The organism is Streptomyces sp. NPDC007983, from assembly GCF_042958345.1.
Taxonomy (GTDB): domain Bacteria; phylum Actinomycetota; class Actinomycetes; order Streptomycetales; family Streptomycetaceae; genus Streptomyces.
The window spans coordinates 501217-517478 of the sequence record NZ_JBIBJI010000002.1 but is presented as its reverse complement, the minus strand read 5'-3'; the positions used below and the strand labels follow the sequence as shown (position 1 = coordinate 517478).

Below are 16262 nucleotides of genomic sequence, written 5' to 3'. Positions count from 1 at the left end.
GTCCAGGCCGGGAACGTCACCGGTGACATCCACTTCCATCAGGCGCCGGGAACGCCCCGACCTCCACGCACCACTCCACGGCAGCTTCCCGCCGACATGCATGCGTTCGTCAACAGGACGGATGAGCTGGGCCAGTTGAACGCGGTACTGACCAGCCGGGACGGCGGCCAGGTCGTCGTGTCCGTCCATGTGGTGGCCGGTACGGCGGGGGTGGGCAAGACCTCCCTGGTTCTGCACTGGGCCCACCAGGTCAAGGACCGCTTTCCGGACGGCCAGCTCTTCGTGAACCTCCGGGGCTACGATCCGCAGGAGCCCGTCACCGCCGAGCAGACGTTACGCAGCTTCCTGCGCGCGCTCGGCGTGGCCCCGGGCGACGTACCCCAGGACGTGGACGACGCGGCCGCGCTCTACCGTTCCCTCCTCGCCGACCGCCGGATGCTCATCCTGCTCGACAATGCCGCCACGGTCGGCCAGGTGCGCCCGCTCCTCCCCGGGGGCGGCGACAGCCTGGTGGTGGTGACCAGCCGCAACCGTCTGGCATCCCTCGCCGTACGTGACAGCGCCCGCCGGATCACTCTCGGCACGCTCCCCGAACCGGAGGCCGTCGCACTCCTGCGGGCCGTCACACGGGACTACCGGGCGGAAGACGACCAGGAAAAGCTGACCGAGCTGGCCAGGCTGTGCGGGCGCCTCCCGCTCGCCCTGCGCATAGCCGCCGAGCGCGCCGCCAGTCACCCGCATCTGCGCCTCGACGACCTGCTTGCCGACCTGCGCGACGAGTCCGCGCTGTGGGACGCGCTGAGCACGGGGATCGACGAGGAGGCGGAGGCCGTCCGTACGGTCTTCGCCTGGTCCTATCGCGCGTTGCCGCCGCACTCCGGGCGACTCTTCCGGCTCCTCGGGCTGCATCCTGGACCGGAGTTCGGGCTCCACGCCGCCGCCGCGCTCGCCGACCTCACCCTCAGCCGGGCCCGGCAGCTTCTCGACGATCTCGTCGGCACGCATCTGCTGGAACAGAGCGGCCCCGACCGTTACCAGTTCCATGACCTTCTGCGCGCCTACGCGTCGGACCAGGCTCACGACGAGGAGCCCGCCGAGGAGCGGGAGGCAGCTCTACGCCGCGTGCTGGACTGGTACCTGCACACCGCGGACGCGGCACAGACATGGCTCCAGCCCGGCGAGGACCACGTGCCCCTGCCCGGGACGACCACTGCCCTGCCGCCGCCGGCCTTTCCGGACTACGACGGCGCCGCCGACTGGGCGGAACGCGAACGCGGTCTCTTCCCGCACCTCGTACGGGCCGCTGCCGCCGCCGGGCTGCATCAGCATGCCTGGCAGCTGACCGCCACGCTGTGGAACGCGCTGTCCGCTTCCGCCTCCTTCGCGGACTGGCTCGACTTCGGCCCCGTCGGCCTGGCGTCAGCGGAGCACGTGGACGACACACAGGGACGGCTCCTGCTGCTCACCCAGCTCGGCATGTCCCATCGATCCGTCCACCAGCTCGACCAGGCAGTGGACTACGTGAGCCGCGCCCTCGCTCTGGCCCGCACCGCGGGCAACCGTATGGAGGAGGCGCATGCCCTCAATCTCCTGGGACTCATCCATCTGCGTGCCCGTCGGCTCGACACCGCCACATCACACTTCACCGAGGCCATCAGGATCTTCCGTGAAGTGAACGACGCCCGCTGGGCAGCTTCCGCCCAGTCGAATCTGGCGGGCGCTCATCTGGAAGCGGGCCGTCTTCGGGAAGCAGCCGTGTCCGCCCGAGCGGCCCTCTCCGCTCACCGCGCCCTGGACAACCAGCAGAGCGTGGGCAACGCCCTGTGGCTCACCGCGGAACTCCACCGCGAGCAAGACGAGATCGAGGCTGCCCGCGCGGCCATCGACGAAGCCCTCGGGATCGCGCTGAGCCTGCGCAACCGTGGACTGGAGGGCTTCTGGCTGCTCACCCTCGGTGCCGTTCAGCGTGCTGCCGAGCAGTGCGGCGACGCTCTGGCCTCCTACCAGCGGTCGGCCATGCTCCACCGGCGCATCGGCGACCGGAGTCGGGAGGCCCTGGCCTGGCGCGGCACAGGGCTGACGTACGCGGCGATGAACCGCCACGGCGAGGCTGTCGCCTTCCACCGTCAGGCCACGGCCGTCCACCGTGACCTCGGGGACACTTGGGAGCTGGCCGTGGAGCTGGGCCACCTGGCCGCCTCCGTCCATCCGGAGGCCCCGGAGGCGGCTCGCGCCCACTGGGCCGAGGCCCTGACGCACCTGGCCCCGTACACCGACCCCCGAGCCGAGGCTGCCCGCTCACGGGTGGAGAGGCGGCTGACCGGTCCCGGCGGCTGAACTCATTGTCAAGCGAACGCGACAGCCCTCACTGGAATGGGGCCGAACGACCGTACCTTTGGAGCCGACCGCGGGTACCGTTCTGGTGTCAAGTCAGAACGGGAGCCCGTATGCCCGCTAAGGACCGTGCACACATCGGCGCGCGGATCGCCGAAGAGCGCATCCGCGCCCATCTCACACAACGCGGTCTCGCCGACCGCGCCCACATCTCCCTCAGCCTCTTGTCGAAGGTGGAGAGCGGAAACCGGCCCGCTTCTCCAGCCCTCATCGCCGCATGCGCCCGAGCCCTCGGGATAGAGAGCAGCACACTCATCGGCCAGCCCTACACCGAGGAGCTGCGCGTCGAGCGCTTCGAGGCCCCCCTGGCCGCCATCCGCGCGAGCCTGGAGAACTGGGACATCGCCCTCGACGAAGCCGTGCCGCCGCGCTCACTGGCGAGGATCAGAGCGGACGTCAATCAGTTGGGTCGTCTGCGGCGCAGCGCGGCATACCTCGATGTCGCCACCAAGGCACCGGTGCTCATCGACGAGCTCGTGGAGGCGTCGCATCGCTACGACGGGGCGGACCAGGAACGAGCACACCGGTACCTGGCCTACGTCTACCGGTGCGTTCACGACGTCGCGCACAAGCTGGGCCACATCGACCTGGGTAACACCATCCTCGCCCGCATGTCGTACAGCGCCGAGCGCAGCGACTACCCGTACATGGTCATGCTCACCTCCTACCTGCGGGCTCAGAGCTGCTTCAACACCGGCCGCCACGAGGTCGGCCTCCGGCTCATGAGCCGGTCCTTGGACGACGTCGAGGAGGCCGCATCCGCTGGGGAGGTCGCCGCACTCTGTGTGCAGGGAAACCTGCGACTGCGAGCCACCATGCTCGCGGCCCGCAGTCAGGACAGCGACCAGGCGAAGGCCGAGTGGACAGAAGCGAAGGAGACCGCGGACCGGCTGGGGCGCGACACGCAGAACTACGTGCTGTCGTTCGGACCCACCAACACCGCGATCCACCAAGTGGCCATGCAGGTTGAACTCGGCAACTACGGGGAGGCCGTGCGGGCCGCACGAGACGTGCGCTTCACTCAGGAGTTCAAGGAGGCTTCCCCCGATCGCGTCGGGCATCATTTCATCGACCTGAGCCGGGCGCAGTTCTGGACGGGCGACCGGCCCGGCGCTGAAGCGTCGCTGCACAAGGCGAGGAAGGCCGCCCCTCAGCAGGCGCGGTTTCATCCGCATGCCCGGGAGACAGTGCTGGCACTGCGGCGCGCTGAACGCCAGGCGAGCGAAACGCTCTCCAATCTCGCACACTGGATGGGTTTGTAGCGGCGACTGTCAAGCACCATGGGTTTCACAGTTTGTGAAACTGGCGCTCCAGCTCGGTCGGCACGATGTGACGGTCACAACACCGTCCGTAATGGAGCCGACCATGACGTCCGAAGCCCTGCCATGGAAGCCGCCGTCCGCCAAAGACGTCGAGGCGTTACCGGTTGGCCACTGGTGGGACGCCGTCCGCGTGAGCCCGACCGTCGGGGACCGCGCCCTCAAACTGCTCGGCGACGCGACCGGCGCCGTCATCCAGGACAGCTACACCACCCTGTACTGGCTCATCGCGGTGGGCGGCGCCAAGAGCTGGCACCTGCGCCAGGTCCACGTCCTTACCAAGATCGCCGACGAGGACCACTACCTCGGCGTACCCCCGGTCCACTGGACCACAGGGCCGGGCACCCACTGGCGCGTCCCCCTGGGCCGCGACTGCTTCCTCACCGACACCCGGGCGCTCTGGGACGCGCTGGCCGAGGCCGTTCGCGCCGAACTCCGGGCCGTTCCGGAAGGACGGCAGCTGTGCTACCGCTGCCAGCTGCCCACCGATGAGCCGATCCCGCTCACCGTGGAGCACAGTGGCAGTGTCGCCAGTCCCACGATCTACGTCTGCCCCAAGCACGCCCCCCACCACCGGCAGGAGCAGTCCTGGTGACGGGGAGTCGGCAGATCGATCCGGCCGCCCTCACTCGCGAACAGCTCCAGGGCTGGGACTGTGTCCTGTGCGGTGCGCGCCTCGCCGCCGACCGGCCGGCCGGAACGGTCACCGTCGACCGAGGGCCGACCCGGACGACGTACGAGGTGTGGGCCTGCGCCCCCGCCTGCGCCGTGCGCCCTGGCGCGCAGGAACCGACGGCCTGGAGCCGGTTCCTCGACCACGCCGCCGTGGGCCGGGGCCCCGTAGACCGGGCTGAGCCCGCGGCGCCGGACGTGGCGCCGCGGGCCTTCACCGGTCAGGCCTGCTGGAGTCCGGGGTTCCCGGCTTCGCTGACGAACGACGCCGCCGTGGTGAGCGGCGCGCCCGGGGTGGTGACCGCGGAGACCGTCTTGTAGTCGGCCCGCGCCTGGGCGTTGTCCAGCGTGACCGTCACGTAGCCGCGGCGGCCGTTGTAGAACTTCATGTGCGGGTTGGCGGCCATGTAGGTGGACCAGTTGGCCGGTTTGTCGGCGCCGTCCTTGCCGCTGGTGATCGACGTGCCGACGAACTCGACGCCCAGGGTCTTGGACGACGGGTTGCCGAAGTCCTTCTTGATGTCGAAGGCGTAGTGGACGTGGACGTCGCCGGTCAGGACGACGAAGTTCTCGACGCCCGCCTGCTCGACGCCGGCCAGAACGCGGGAGCGGGAGGCGGGGTAGCCGTCCCAGGAGTCCATGGAGAGCTGGGAGCGGTCGGCGGTGGTGTTCTTCCGCTGCGAGAAGGTGACCTGCTGCGGGAGGACGTTCCAGGTGGCGGTGGAGCGCCGGAAGCCGTCCAGGAGCCAGCGCTCCTGGGTGGCGCCGGTGAGGGTGCGGGAGGGGTCCTCGGACTCGGGTCCGGGGTACTGCCAGCCGTCGCCGTAGGCCTGGTTGGAGCGGTACTGGCGGGTGTCGAGGATGTCGAACTGGGCGAGCCGGCCGTAGTGGAAGCGCCGGTAGAGCCGCATGTCGGGGCCGTCGGGCTGCTGCGGCATGCGCAGCGGCATGTTCTCCCAGTACGCCCGGTAGGCGGCGGCCCGGCGGATCAGGAACTCCGCGGGCGGGTCGCCGTTCTCGTCGACGTCGCCCGCGTAGTTGTTCTCGGTCTCGTGGTCGTCCCAGGTGACGTACCAGGGGAAGGCGGCGTGGGCGGCCTGGAGGTCCGGGTCGGACTTGTAGAGCGCGTACCGCAGCCGGTAGTCCCCGAGCGTCATGGTCTCGGTGTTGAAGTGCGCGGGGAGGGTGCGGTCGGTGTACTTGCGGGCGCCGCCGACCGCGCTGACGGCGTACTCGTACTGGTAGTCGCCGACGTGGAAGACGGCGTCCAGGTCCTCGGCCGCGAGGTGCTTGAAGGCCGTGAAGTAGCCGTCGTGGTACGCCTGGCAGGACACCAGGCCGAACCGGATGTCACGGACCTTGGCACCGTGGGTCGGGGTGGTGCGGGTGCGGCCGACGGGGCTGGTCCACTTGCCGGCCCGGAAGCGGTACCAGTAGACGCGGTCGGGTTCGAGACCCTTGGCGTCCACGTGCACGGTGTAGTTGAACTCGGCGTGGGCGGTGGCGGTTCCGCGCCGGGCGACCCGCTTGAAGTGCTCGTCGCGGGCGACCTCCCACTCGACCCGGACGGCGCCCTCTTCGGGCAGGCCGTTGCCCGGCTCGTAGGCGCGGGGCGCGAGTCTGGTCCACAGCACGACGGCGTCGGGCAGTGGATCGCCCGATGCCACGCCGAGCGTGAAGGGGTTTTCGGTGAGCGCGTCCGTACGTACCTGCGCGGCCTGGGCGCTGGGCAGGTTGGTGGAGAAGGCCAGTGCGGCGGCTGCTCCGGTGACGGTGAGGAAGCGGCGGCGGCCCAGATGTGCTGCCGCGGCTCGCATCGCCTGCTGGTGTGCGGCGTGTGCCATGTGCTCTCCCCTGGCTCGTGGCGTCAGAGGAATTGGAGTGTCGGGGGGAGGCCACCCGCTTGCCTATACACGACGCGGACATGTCGGCTGGGTGAGGTCCGTTTCCGGAAAGGACGTTTGCCGCCATATACCGTCGCTACGCAGGCATGTGACGTGGCGTACGCTGCCGCCCCATGAACGCGATCGAGGGTGTGCCGGTGGTGTCGAAGGTCGCCGTGGTGACGGGCGCGGGCTCCGGGATCGGCCGGGCGGTGGCGCTCGAACTGAGCGAGTCGGGCTGGTCGGTGGTGCTCGCGGGGCGCCGCGAGGAGGCCCTGGCGGAGACGGCGCGGCGGGCGGGCGACGGCCCCTCGGTCCTCGCCGTCCCGACGGATGTGACCAGGCCGGAGCAGGTGGACACGCTGTTCGCGGCCGTACGGGACCGCTTCGGCCGGCTCGATCTGCTGTTCAACAACGCGGGCAGTTTCGGCCCGCGCGGGGTGCCGGTGGAAGATCTCCGCCACGAGGACTGGCAGGCGGTCGTGGACATCAATCTGACGGGTGCCTTCCTGTGCGCACAGGGCGCCTTCCGGCTGATGCGTGATCAGGATCCGCGGGGCGGACGGATCATCAATAATGGCTCGATTTCCGCCCACGCTCCCCGGCCGCACAGCGTCGCGTACACGGCGACCAAGCACGCGCTGACCGGGCTGACGAAGTCGCTGTCGCTGGACGGGCGGGCGTACTCCATCGCCTGCGGCCAGATCGACATCGGCAACGCGGAGACGGAGATGACCGGGCAGATGAGGGCCGGTGTACTCCAGGCGAACGGGGAGGTGGTGGCCGAGCCGGTGATGGACGTGGCGGACGTGGCACGTACCGTGCGGCATATGGCCTCGCTGCCCCTGGAGGCGAACGTGCAGTTCGCGACGGTGCTGGCGACGGCGATGCCGTACATCGGTCGCGGCTGACGGGCGGTGGGTCGTCACCGATCGTAGATAACCCCCGGCCTGATCGAATAATGTGACCGAGCGGAAATTCACCCCAAGAGATCAGCCCCGCCCGCAGATCCGACCGCCCCACGATCGAAGAAGACCGCATTGCGTTCTCTCCCGCTCACCCTGGTCGCCCGGCTGCTGCCCGTCGCCGTCCTCGCCGTCGCAGGCGTGGCCATGACCACCTCCGGCTCCGCCGACTCGGACGACACCCGCTCCCAGGCGGCCGACGCCTCCCCGACCCCGTCCGCCGCCGCCCCGACCGGGGGCGGGGCGGGGCTCACCCCGGACGGGGGCGGGAGCGGCGAGACCAGCGCGCCACCGCGCTACGCCAGGCCGCCGGCCGAGGCGTGTACCGCGCTTCCGGCCGCCAGGGTCAAGGAGCTGGTGCCGGGCGCCAAGACCAGCGGCACCGAGATGAAGACCAGCGACCTGACCCGCCGTTCGGGCTGCTCCTGGCACGCCCTGGACGGCTTCGACTACCGCTGGCTGGACATCAGCTTCGACGTCACCGGGCGGGTGCCCGCGGGCTCCGGCGACCCGCTGTCCGGCCTCGGCGACAAGGCGACCGTCGAGGACAAGCTCACCAGCGACGACGACCAGCAGGTGCGCGAGGCGGTGGTGACGGTCCGCAAGGACAACGCGACCATCGTGGCCACCTACAACGGCGGCGACTTCGAGAGCCACAAGGCTCCCTCGTCCAAGGAGATACGCGACGGCGCGATCAGCGCCGCGAAGAATGCGCTCTCCGCGCTCGATGAATGACCGCTTTTGCGCATGTCGATGAACATGCGCTGTGTTTCGACAGGCCGCCTGGGCGACTGGTTACGATCACCCCACCGTAACCAACCTCTGGAGTTCCGCCGTGTCCGAACCACGTCTGGGCGTCGCCATCCTGACCATGGGCAACCGGCCCGGAGAGGTGGCCGCCCTGCTGGAGTCGGTCGCGAAACAGGACGTACCGCCCACCCGCGTCGTCGTCGTCGGCAATGGCTCCCCGCTGCCCGAGATGCCGGAGCACGTGACCGCGGTCGAGCTGGACGAGAACCTCGGCGTCTCCGGCGGCCGCAACGTCGCCTGGCAGCGGCTGCGCGCCTTCGGTGACGTGGATGTCGTCATCGACCTCGATGACGACGGCCTGCTCGTCGACCCCGATGTGTTCCGTACCGTGCGCGACCTGTACGCGGACGATCCGCGGCTGGGCATCGTCAGCTTCCGCATCGCCGACGAGACCGGCGAGACCCAGCGCCGCCACGTCCCCCGGCTCCGGGCTGGCGACCCGATGCGCGGCGGCGAGGTGACCACCTTCCTCGGCGGCGGACACGCCCTGTCCGTGCCGATGCTGGACCGGATCGGCGGCTGGCCGGACGAGTTCTTCTTCACCCACGAGGAGACCGACCTCGCCTGGCGGGCGCTCGACGCGGGGTGGAAGGTGCTGTACGTCCCCGAACTGCTCCTCCAGCACCCCCGCACCTCCCCCGCCCGGCACGCGGTCTACCACCGGATGACCGCCCGCAACCGGGTCTGGCTCGCCCGCCGCCACCTCCCGCTGCCCCTGGTCCCCGTCTACCTCGGCACCTGGACCCTCCTCACCCTGGCCCGCACCCGTGCCCTCGACGGGCTGCGGGCCTGGGCGGGCGGCTTCCTGGAGGGCGTCCGCACCCCGTGCGGCACCCGTCGGCCCATGCGGTGGCGCACGGTGTGGCGGATGACCAGGCTGGGCCGCCCGCCGGTGATCTGACGGCGGGTCGCGCCGCCGGGCGTGGGGGTTGAGGAACATCCACGTCAGATCGTGCGCCAAGCCGACGTCGACCCTGGTGGGCGGCTGACGGAGCGTCGGCGACCGGACCTGTCCGAGGTCTTCCCGCGGTGAGCGCGGCCACGAAGGGCCGATGGTTCCAGCCTGGGCGAAGCGGCTGGCGGTGCCGGACTTTTAGACCCCGGCGCGCTCCAAGATGGCGATCGACCGGCTGATCGCGCGGCGCGAGGTCCACCTGCGGGAGAAGACGCTGTGGCGGATGCGCTACGAGACCGCCGGGCGGGCCGAGGAGGTCCTGGGCGTCAATATCGAGGAGCTGCACTTCGCCGGGCGTCGTTGCCCGGTCAAGGCCGAGGGCGCCCGGACCGAGGTCCGCCGGCGCGGCCAGGCGCGCGAGGACTACGCGCTCTATGACGTAGTGGTGGCCGGAGGCGGCACCCGGTCGGACTGAGCTGGCCTGCGAGCTCCGGCTCGGAGGCGCGCGGGTGACCGCCCTGGAGCGTCTCACCGAAGTGGACCCGCCGATCAAGGGCGGGACGATCACCACGCCCAGCGCCGAGGCGATGGACCGCTTCCAGGCATTCCAGGCCGACCACGTCGGCGGGTCCTCGGAGGTCGCCAGTCTGCCCGGCGGCTTCTGCCGCGGCCTTCAGCAGGCGGGTGGCAGTTCCGTGAAAGCCGGCGGTCCGGGCCATGTGCCGGGCGGCTGGTGTCGCGTACCAGCGGGTGCAGCCGCGTCCGGCAGCGCGTCCAGTCCGGCCGCGGAGTGCCACGTCAACGTGACACTTCCCCCTGTCGCCGGTCGTCGCCGGCTGTGGCGGGGATGGCGTTGTCGATGAGGGTGGCGGCGATGGCGGCGGCGGTGGGGAAGGCGTCGGCGTTGAGGACCCGGGTGCGGGCCGCGGCGCCGTCGATGAGCAGCGCGAGTTGTTCGCCGAGCTGTTCGGGGTCGGCGGCGCCGGCTTGGCGGGCGGTGTCGGCGAGCCGCGCGGCGACGGCTTTCTTGTAGTCGCGTGTGTATTGGGATGCGGGGTGCTGGGGGTCGTGGAGTTCGACGGCGGCGGCGATGTAGGGGCACAGGGGCGTGGTGGGGGGAACGTCGAAGGCGGCGAGGAGCTTTTCGCGGGGCGTGAGGTCGGTGCGGTCGAACACGCCGGACAGAACGGTGGGGTCGAACCGGCGCAGGTACTCGGCGACGAGTTCGTCCTTGCCGGTGAAGTGCTGGTAGGCCGTGCGCTTGGACACCTCGGCCGCCGCGCACAGCTGGTCCATGCCGGTGCGGTTGATGCCCTGCTCGCGGAACAGCCGCTGGGACGCGCTGAGGATGCGCTCGCGGGCGCCCCGGCCGCGGCGGCGGCCCGTGGGGCCCTTCTCCAACTCCGTCATGGGCCCATCGTACCGCAGCCGGGTAACGACCGGTGTACATAGTTTGCGTCCCGGCCGTCCGCCCCGTACCGTAAGCACACAGAGCGGTGTACATAACACCGTCATCCCAGGTGCGCACGGCACCACCGACCCAAAGGAACAACCATGGGAAAGCTCGACGGCAAGGTCGCGGTCATCACCGGCGGCACCACCGGCATGGCACTGGCCGGCGCGAAGCTGTTCGTCGACGAGGGAGCGCACGTCTTCATCACCGGCCGCCGCCAGGACGCCCTGGACGAGGCCGTGAAGCAGATCGGCCGCAACGTCACCGGCGTCCAGGGCGACGCCGCCGACCTGGACGACCTGGACCGCCTGTACGACACCGTCAAGCGGGAGAAGGGCAGCCTCGACGTGCTGTGGGCCAGCGCCGGCGGCGGCGAGCCCGCCCCGCTCGGCGAGATCACCGAGGCCCAGTTCGACACCTGGTTCGGGCTCAACGCCCGCGGCACCCTGTTCACCGTCCAAAAGGCCCTCCCGCTCTTCAACGACGGCGGCTCCATCCTCATGACCGGCTCCAACGCCTCCCTCGGCGCCTTCCCCGGCTGGAGCGTCTACGCCGGCAGCAAGGCCGTCCAGCAGGCATGGGCCCGCATCTGGCTCAACGAGCTCAAGGACCGCCGCATCCGCGTCAACGTCCTGACCCCCGGCCAGGTCGCCACCGCCAAGCAGGAAGAACTCTTCGACGAGGCCACCAAGCGCCAGTTCGAGTCCCTCATCCCCCGCGGCCAGATGGGCCGCCCCGACGAAATCGCCACCGCCGCCCTCTTCCTCGCCTCCGACGACTCCAGCTACGTCAACGGCATGGAACTCGTCGCCGACGGCGGCACCACCGCCATCTGAACCGAACAACTCACCACCAGGGCAGGACATCTCATGAGCAACATCAGCATCATCGGCACCGGGAACATGGCCCGCACCATCGGCGCGCGGGCGATAGCCGGCGGCAACACCGTCCAGGTCATGGGCCGCGATCAGTCCAAGGCCGCCGACCTGGCCAAGGCCCTCGGCGACGGCGCCACGACGGGAGAATGGGGCACCGCCCCGGCCGGGGACATCGTCATCATGGCCCTGCTGTACGACGGCGTCGTGCCGGCCATCGCCCAGTACGCAGACGCACTCGCGGACAAGGTCATCGTCGACATCAGCAATCCCTTCAACTCCACGTTCGACGGGCTGGCCCACCGCGAGGAGACCTCGATCGCACAGGAAGCCGCCAAGGCGGCCCCGGCCGGCGCCAGCGTGGTGAAGGCGTTCAACACCGTCTTCCGCCATGTCCTGGAAAAGGGCCGGCCCGACGTCTTCATCGCCGGCGACAATGCGCGGGCCAAGGCAAGCGTGGAGGCGTTCATCAAGAGCCTCGGACTGCGCCCGCTGGACGCCGGCGGCCTGACAATGGCGCACTGGCTGGAAGGAGCGGGCGTGATCACGGTGGGCCTCGCCAACCACGGAGTGGGGAACCTGGACTTCTCCCTCAGCATCACCGGACTTCCCGTCTGATCAGACGGTTGACGGACCGCCGAGAGGACTCGTCATGAAGCTTGGTTTCACACTTCCCATAATCGGGCCCGCTATCAGCAGCGCAGCCGGCCTGAGCGCGTTCTGCCGCGGGATCGAGGACCTTGGCTACGACACGCTGTGGGTCGGCGATCGCCTGGTCCAGCCGGTCGATATGCATAGCATCTATCCGGGCAAAGAGCAGCCGTACCCGCCGCAGATGAAGCGTTACCTCGACCCGGTGCTGCTGTGGACCGTCGCCGCGACGGCGACCAGCCGGGTGCGGCTGAATGCCAGCACGCTCAGCACCTTCTACTACGAGCCGCCGCACCTGGCCCGGATGCTGACCACGCTCGACGTGCTCAGCGACGGCCGTCTCGACGTCGGCGTGGGACTCGGGTGGATGAAGGACGAGCACGACATCTCCCGCAGCGCGGACTGGCACCGGCGCGGGCGGATGCTCGATGACCTGCTGGCGTTCCTGCACGAGTGGTGGACGGCCAACCCGGTGTCCTGGGACAGCGAGTTCTTCTCGCTGCCGCCGGTCCACGCCGACCTGCGCCCGGTGCAAGCGGGCGGGCCGCCCATCTGGATCGGCGGCGCCAGCGAGGCCGCGATGCGCCGGGTCGGCCGCAGCGCCATCGGCTGGCTCGGGCTCGATTTCCTGCCGGACGAGGTCGCGGACCAATTGTGGTCGCTCGCGCGCCAGGCGGCGCAGGAGGCCGGCCGCGATCCCGACGCGCTGAAGAAGGCCATACGTATCAACCTCGAACCGGGCACGACCGTTGATTCGCTGGCCGACAAGCTCAAGCGCTTCGCCGAGTCCGGTGCGGACGAGGCGTTCGTGGACGCCTTCGCACTGTTCCCCGACCTTGACCAGATGCTTGACTTCGCCAGCCAGGTGATCGCGCGCACCGGTCGGTTGTGACCACCCAAGAGCCCCGCTCCCACATCGCCTCCAGCGTCTCCAGAGCGCCAGCCAAGGCCCGTGACGGCTCAGCGCACGATCTGACATGGACGTTCCTCAACCCCTGGCGTGCGGCGCCGTGACCCAAGCGGCCCGCGCGTCACGCGGGCCCTTCTCCGGGCCGCTCCGGCGCCTCCAGGAGTGCGGTCACCTCCTCGGCCGACGTCTCCCGCAGCTCCTCGCCGACGAGCAGCCAGCGGGTGATGCCGACCGACGCGAGGAACGGCAGGTCGTGGCCGGCGATCAGCAGCGCGCCCCGGTAGGAGGCGAGCGCGCCGGTCAGCTGGCGCACGCTGGCCAGGTCGAGGTTGTTGGTGGGCTCGTCCAGCATCAGCAGCTGCGGGGCCGGGGCGGCGAGCATGGTGGCCGCGAGGGCGGCCCGGAAGCGCTCACCGCCGGAGAGGGTGCCCGCGGGCTGTTCGGCACGCGCTCCCTTGAACAGGAACCGGGCGAGCTGGGAGCGGATGTGGTTGTCGCTGACGCCGGGCGCCAGACGGGCCACGTTCGCCGCGACGCTCAGCCCGTCGTCCAGCACGTCCAGGCGCTGCGGCAGGAACCGCAGCGGTACGAAGGCCCTGGCCTCGCCGGACAGCGGGGTCAGCTCCCCGGCCAGGGTGCGCAACAGCGTCGTCTTTCCGGCGCCGTTGCGGCCGACGAGGGCGATGCGTTCGGGGCCGTGCACCCGGAGGTCGGCGCCGCGCAGCCGGCCGAAGCGGGGGCGCAGCGCGCCGAGGCTGAGCACGGTACGGCCCGCGGGGACGGCGGTGTGGGGCAGGTCCACCCGGATCTCGGCGTCCTCGCGGACCGCGTCCGCGGCCGCCTCGCGCCGCTCGCGCGCCTCCCGCAGCCGGTCCTCGTGCAGCCCGCGGAGCCGGTCCCCCGACTCCTGCGCGGACCGCTTGCGCTCCCCCGCGACGATGCGCGGGGCCCGCCGCTGGGCGTCCATCTTCTTGCTGTGCCGCTCCCGGCGGGCCACCTTGACCCGGGTCTCCTCCAGTTCGCGCTTCTGGCGGCGTACGTCCGCCTCGGCGGCCCGCAGCGTCCGCCCGGCCGCCTCCTGCTGGACGGTCAGGGCCTCCTGGTACGCGGACCAGCCGCCCCCGTACCAGCTCACCGACCCGGACCGCAGCTCGGCGATGCGGTCGACGCGCTCCAGCAGGTCGCGGTCGTGGCTGACGACGATCATCACTCCGGAGCGCCAGGAGTCGACGGCCTCGTAGAGTCTGCGGCGCGCGAACAGGTCGAGGTTGTTGGTCGGCTCGTCGAGCAGCAGCACATCGGGGCGCTCCAGCAGCAGCGCGGCCAGCCGCAGGAGCACGGTCTCCCCGCCGGACATCTCGCCGACCGTGCGGTCCAGGCCGAGGCCGTCGAGCCCGAGCGAGCCGAGTGTCGCCAGCGCCCGTTCCTCGACGTCCCAGTCGTCGCCGACCGTCTCGAAGTGTTCCGTGCCGACGTCCCCGGATTCGATGGCGCGCAGCGCGGCCCGCCGCTCGGCGATGCCCAGCGCCTGGTCGACGCGGACCGTCGTGTCGAGGGTGATGTTCTGCGGCAGATGGGCGAGGCTGCCGGCGACGGCCACCGAGCCGCGCGCGGGCCGCAGTTGACCGGCCAGCAGCCGCAGCAGGGTGGACTTGCCGGTGCCGTTCGTGCCGACGAGCCCGGTGCGGCCCCGGCCGACGGTGAGGGACAGCCCGTCGAAGAGCGTGGTGCCGTCCGGCCACTGGAAGGAGAGGTCCGAGCAGGTCACGGCGGCGCCGGGCGTGGACGTGGTGGGATGGGCCATGGTGATCTCGCAGTCGTCAGCGCTGGGATGGGGGCTTCGTATGCGAGCACCACGCGGCGGCCGAGCCGGGAGGGGCGAGGGAGTGCGGGGCCTGTCGGGGTGAGGGACGGCTCATGCACCGAGGTCGCATCCACGCGTACGGCAACGCCGTACCGCGCGATGATCGCGAACCTCAGATGCGCAACGTCCACCTCTATCGGAGACAACAGGACGCGGGAACTGTACCGCGACCGGCGACCTCGGAAAATGTGTTTTCCGCGCGACCGGGCCCCCTCCGCCGTGCGGCGGAGGGGGCCCGGCGACGCCTGCGGGTGGCCGTCCTCAGAACGTCCACTCGTGGTTGCGGTCGGACCTGCACGGCCCGATGGCCAGCTTGGCGGAGGGGTCAGTGGAACCCCGGTCGGCCTTCACCGCCAGGCACTGCTGGTTGCTGGCGTAGTTGTGGATCCAGAACTTCTTGTCGCCCCGACTCTCCAGCCACCACAACTGGTTGTCGTTGGTGGTGCCGTCGCAGTGGAACTCCGTGACCTCCTGCCCGTGCTCGGCACCGCCGTAATACGGCAGGTCCATGCAGAGGCCGTCCTTGCCGTTGCGGATCTGGAAGAGGTTGGCGGAGCCGGGGCCCTTGCCCTTGTACCGCACCTCGAAGTTCCAGATCTGGTTGTCGGCGTCCGTGCCGTCGCAGTCGTACTGCTGGATCGGACCGTCCACCTTGCCCTTGCCGTAGTCAGGGATGTCGGCGCACTTGCCGGTGACCGCGTTCTTGAGCAGGACGTTCTTCTTGTTGGAGTAGTCGATCGGGACCACGGCTCGCTTCGGCGACGCCTTGGTGTCCTTCTTGGGAACGGTGCGGGACCCCTCCTGCCCCTTCTTGGTGGGGCTCTGGCTCGGCTTGGCCTCACTCTCGGGGGCCTTGTCCTTCGCCTCGGACTTCTCCTTTGCCTTGGAGCTCGGCTTGTCGGCCGACGGCGACTTCGGGGCGTAGTCCCCGGGGGCGCCGCCCTCGTCGCTCGTCGGCATGGCGTGGGCCGACGTCTTGCGGGCCATCGCCGCCGGTTCGCTGTCGTCCTTGTTGCCGGTACCGGCAACAAGGAACGGTATGGCGATCAGCAGCGCGCCGCCGATGCCCGCCGCGGCCAGCAGGGCCTTGGTCGGGCGGCCGGACGGCGGCTTGTCCCCGTCGTCCGACACGCCGTCACCCCTGGACGCCCCCGGGGGGCTTCCGCCCTCGGTGGCGATCAGGGAGCCGACGTTGCCTTCGCGCTGGTCGTCGCCCTTGCGAGCCGATGACGCCTTGCCTGTGGTCTCGTCGGCGGACGCCTTGTTCGTGGACGACTCGTTTTCGGTGGCCTCGTCGGCAGCCTCGTCGGTGGACGAGGCCGTGGGCTCGTCCGGCGTGGCAGCGGTGCTCGGCGTCGTCTTCGACGTCGGCCCGTTGACGGGCGCGGTCGTCGCCCCGGACTCCTTCACCCCGGATTCCTTCGCCCCGGATTCCTCCGCCTCCTTGCGGCCCGCCTGGGGACGCAGCGCGGAATCCGGTTCGGCGATCGCTCCAGGCATGGTGACGGTACGCCGCACCGTGGGACCGGAGGGGCCCCCGTTGTCCTTTTGTGGCATCAAGTCTCCGTTTC

At 70.5% G+C, this 16262-nt stretch carries 13 protein-coding genes and 1 pseudogene; 10 read left to right on the top strand and 4 right to left on the bottom strand.

Going from position 1 to position 16262, the window contains the following annotated elements; genetic code table 11:
* Window positions 1-96: 96 nt before the first annotated feature.
* From ACFZCY_RS06720 to ACFZCY_RS06710, 3 genes are all read left to right on the top strand, one after another.
* Window positions 97-2337, top strand: a complete 2241-nt coding sequence (locus ACFZCY_RS06720; RefSeq protein WP_391169945.1) for a tetratricopeptide repeat protein — start codon at window positions 97-99, stop codon at window positions 2335-2337.
* Between the two features lie 110 nt (window positions 2338-2447).
* On the top strand, window positions 2448-3656 hold the full coding sequence (locus ACFZCY_RS06715; RefSeq protein WP_391169944.1) for a helix-turn-helix domain-containing protein: 1209 nt from the start codon (window positions 2448-2450) through the stop codon (window positions 3654-3656).
* Between the two features lie 103 nt (window positions 3657-3759).
* The gene (locus tag ACFZCY_RS06710) at window positions 3760-4308 is read left to right on the top strand and encodes a hypothetical protein (protein ID WP_391169943.1); all 549 of its coding nucleotides are present in this window, start codon (window positions 3760-3762) and stop codon (window positions 4306-4308) included.
* A 298-nt stretch (window positions 4309-4606) separates the two neighbouring features.
* Here the strand turns inward: ACFZCY_RS06710 and ACFZCY_RS06705 are convergent, their stop codons facing one another.
* A complete protein-coding gene (locus ACFZCY_RS06705; protein WP_391169942.1) occupies window positions 4607-6229 on the bottom strand; it encodes an alkaline phosphatase D family protein in 1623 nt (540 codons plus the stop codon).
* A gap of 173 nt (window positions 6230-6402) precedes the next feature.
* Between ACFZCY_RS06705 and ACFZCY_RS06700 the strand changes: the two genes are divergently transcribed.
* The 4 genes and pseudogenes from ACFZCY_RS06700 to ACFZCY_RS06685 all read left to right on the top strand — a co-directional run.
* Complete coding sequence (locus ACFZCY_RS06700) at window positions 6403-7179, top strand: SDR family NAD(P)-dependent oxidoreductase (RefSeq protein ID WP_391169941.1); 777 nt, start codon at window positions 6403-6405, stop codon at window positions 7177-7179.
* A 129-nt stretch (window positions 7180-7308) separates the two neighbouring features.
* The gene (locus tag ACFZCY_RS06695) at window positions 7309-7968 is read left to right on the top strand and encodes a hypothetical protein (RefSeq protein ID WP_391169940.1); all 660 of its coding nucleotides are present in this window, start codon (window positions 7309-7311) and stop codon (window positions 7966-7968) included.
* Window positions 7969-8068: 100 nt separating this feature from the next.
* Entirely contained in the window at window positions 8069-8944 is an 876-nt protein-coding gene (locus tag ACFZCY_RS06690; protein ID WP_391169939.1) for a glycosyltransferase family 2 protein, read from the top strand.
* Window positions 8945-9074: 130 nt separating this feature from the next.
* Window positions 9075-9404, top strand: a pseudogene (locus ACFZCY_RS06685) (site-specific integrase); the annotation flags it as partial.
* Between the two features lie 332 nt (window positions 9405-9736).
* On the opposite strand, the gene ACFZCY_RS06680 reads toward ACFZCY_RS06685, so the two are convergent.
* A complete protein-coding gene (locus ACFZCY_RS06680) occupies window positions 9737-10348 on the bottom strand; it encodes a TetR family transcriptional regulator (RefSeq protein WP_391169938.1) in 612 nt (203 codons plus the stop codon).
* Window positions 10349-10492: 144 nt separating this feature from the next.
* Between ACFZCY_RS06680 and ACFZCY_RS06675 the strand changes: the two genes are divergently transcribed.
* The 3 genes from ACFZCY_RS06675 to ACFZCY_RS06665 are packed head-to-tail and all read left to right on the top strand — an operon-like array spanning window position 10493 to window position 12809.
* Window positions 10493-11227 (top strand): SDR family NAD(P)-dependent oxidoreductase, encoded by a 735-nt coding sequence (locus tag ACFZCY_RS06675; protein ID WP_037738440.1) that lies wholly within the window; start codon window positions 10493-10495, stop codon window positions 11225-11227.
* 33 nt (window positions 11228-11260) lie between these two features.
* Window positions 11261-11884 carry an NAD(P)-binding domain-containing protein gene (locus tag ACFZCY_RS06670; protein ID WP_391169937.1) on the top strand — a complete coding sequence of 208 codons (624 nt, stop codon included), beginning with the start codon at window positions 11261-11263 and terminating at the stop codon, window positions 11882-11884.
* A 34-nt stretch (window positions 11885-11918) separates the two neighbouring features.
* A complete protein-coding gene (locus tag ACFZCY_RS06665) occupies window positions 11919-12809 on the top strand; it encodes a TIGR03619 family F420-dependent LLM class oxidoreductase (RefSeq protein ID WP_391169936.1) in 891 nt (296 codons plus the stop codon).
* Between the two features lie 139 nt (window positions 12810-12948).
* On the opposite strand, the gene ACFZCY_RS06660 is transcribed toward ACFZCY_RS06665, so the two are convergent.
* Both ACFZCY_RS06660 and ACFZCY_RS06655 read right to left on the bottom strand, forming a co-directional pair.
* Window positions 12949-14631 (bottom strand): ATP-binding cassette domain-containing protein, encoded by a 1683-nt coding sequence (locus ACFZCY_RS06660; protein ID WP_391169935.1) that lies wholly within the window; start codon window positions 14629-14631, stop codon window positions 12949-12951.
* A 321-nt stretch (window positions 14632-14952) separates the two neighbouring features.
* Window positions 14953-16248, bottom strand: coding sequence for an RICIN domain-containing protein (locus ACFZCY_RS06655; protein WP_391169934.1), 1296 nt, complete (start codon window positions 16246-16248; stop codon window positions 14953-14955).
* Between the last annotated feature and the right edge of the window lie 14 nt (window positions 16249-16262).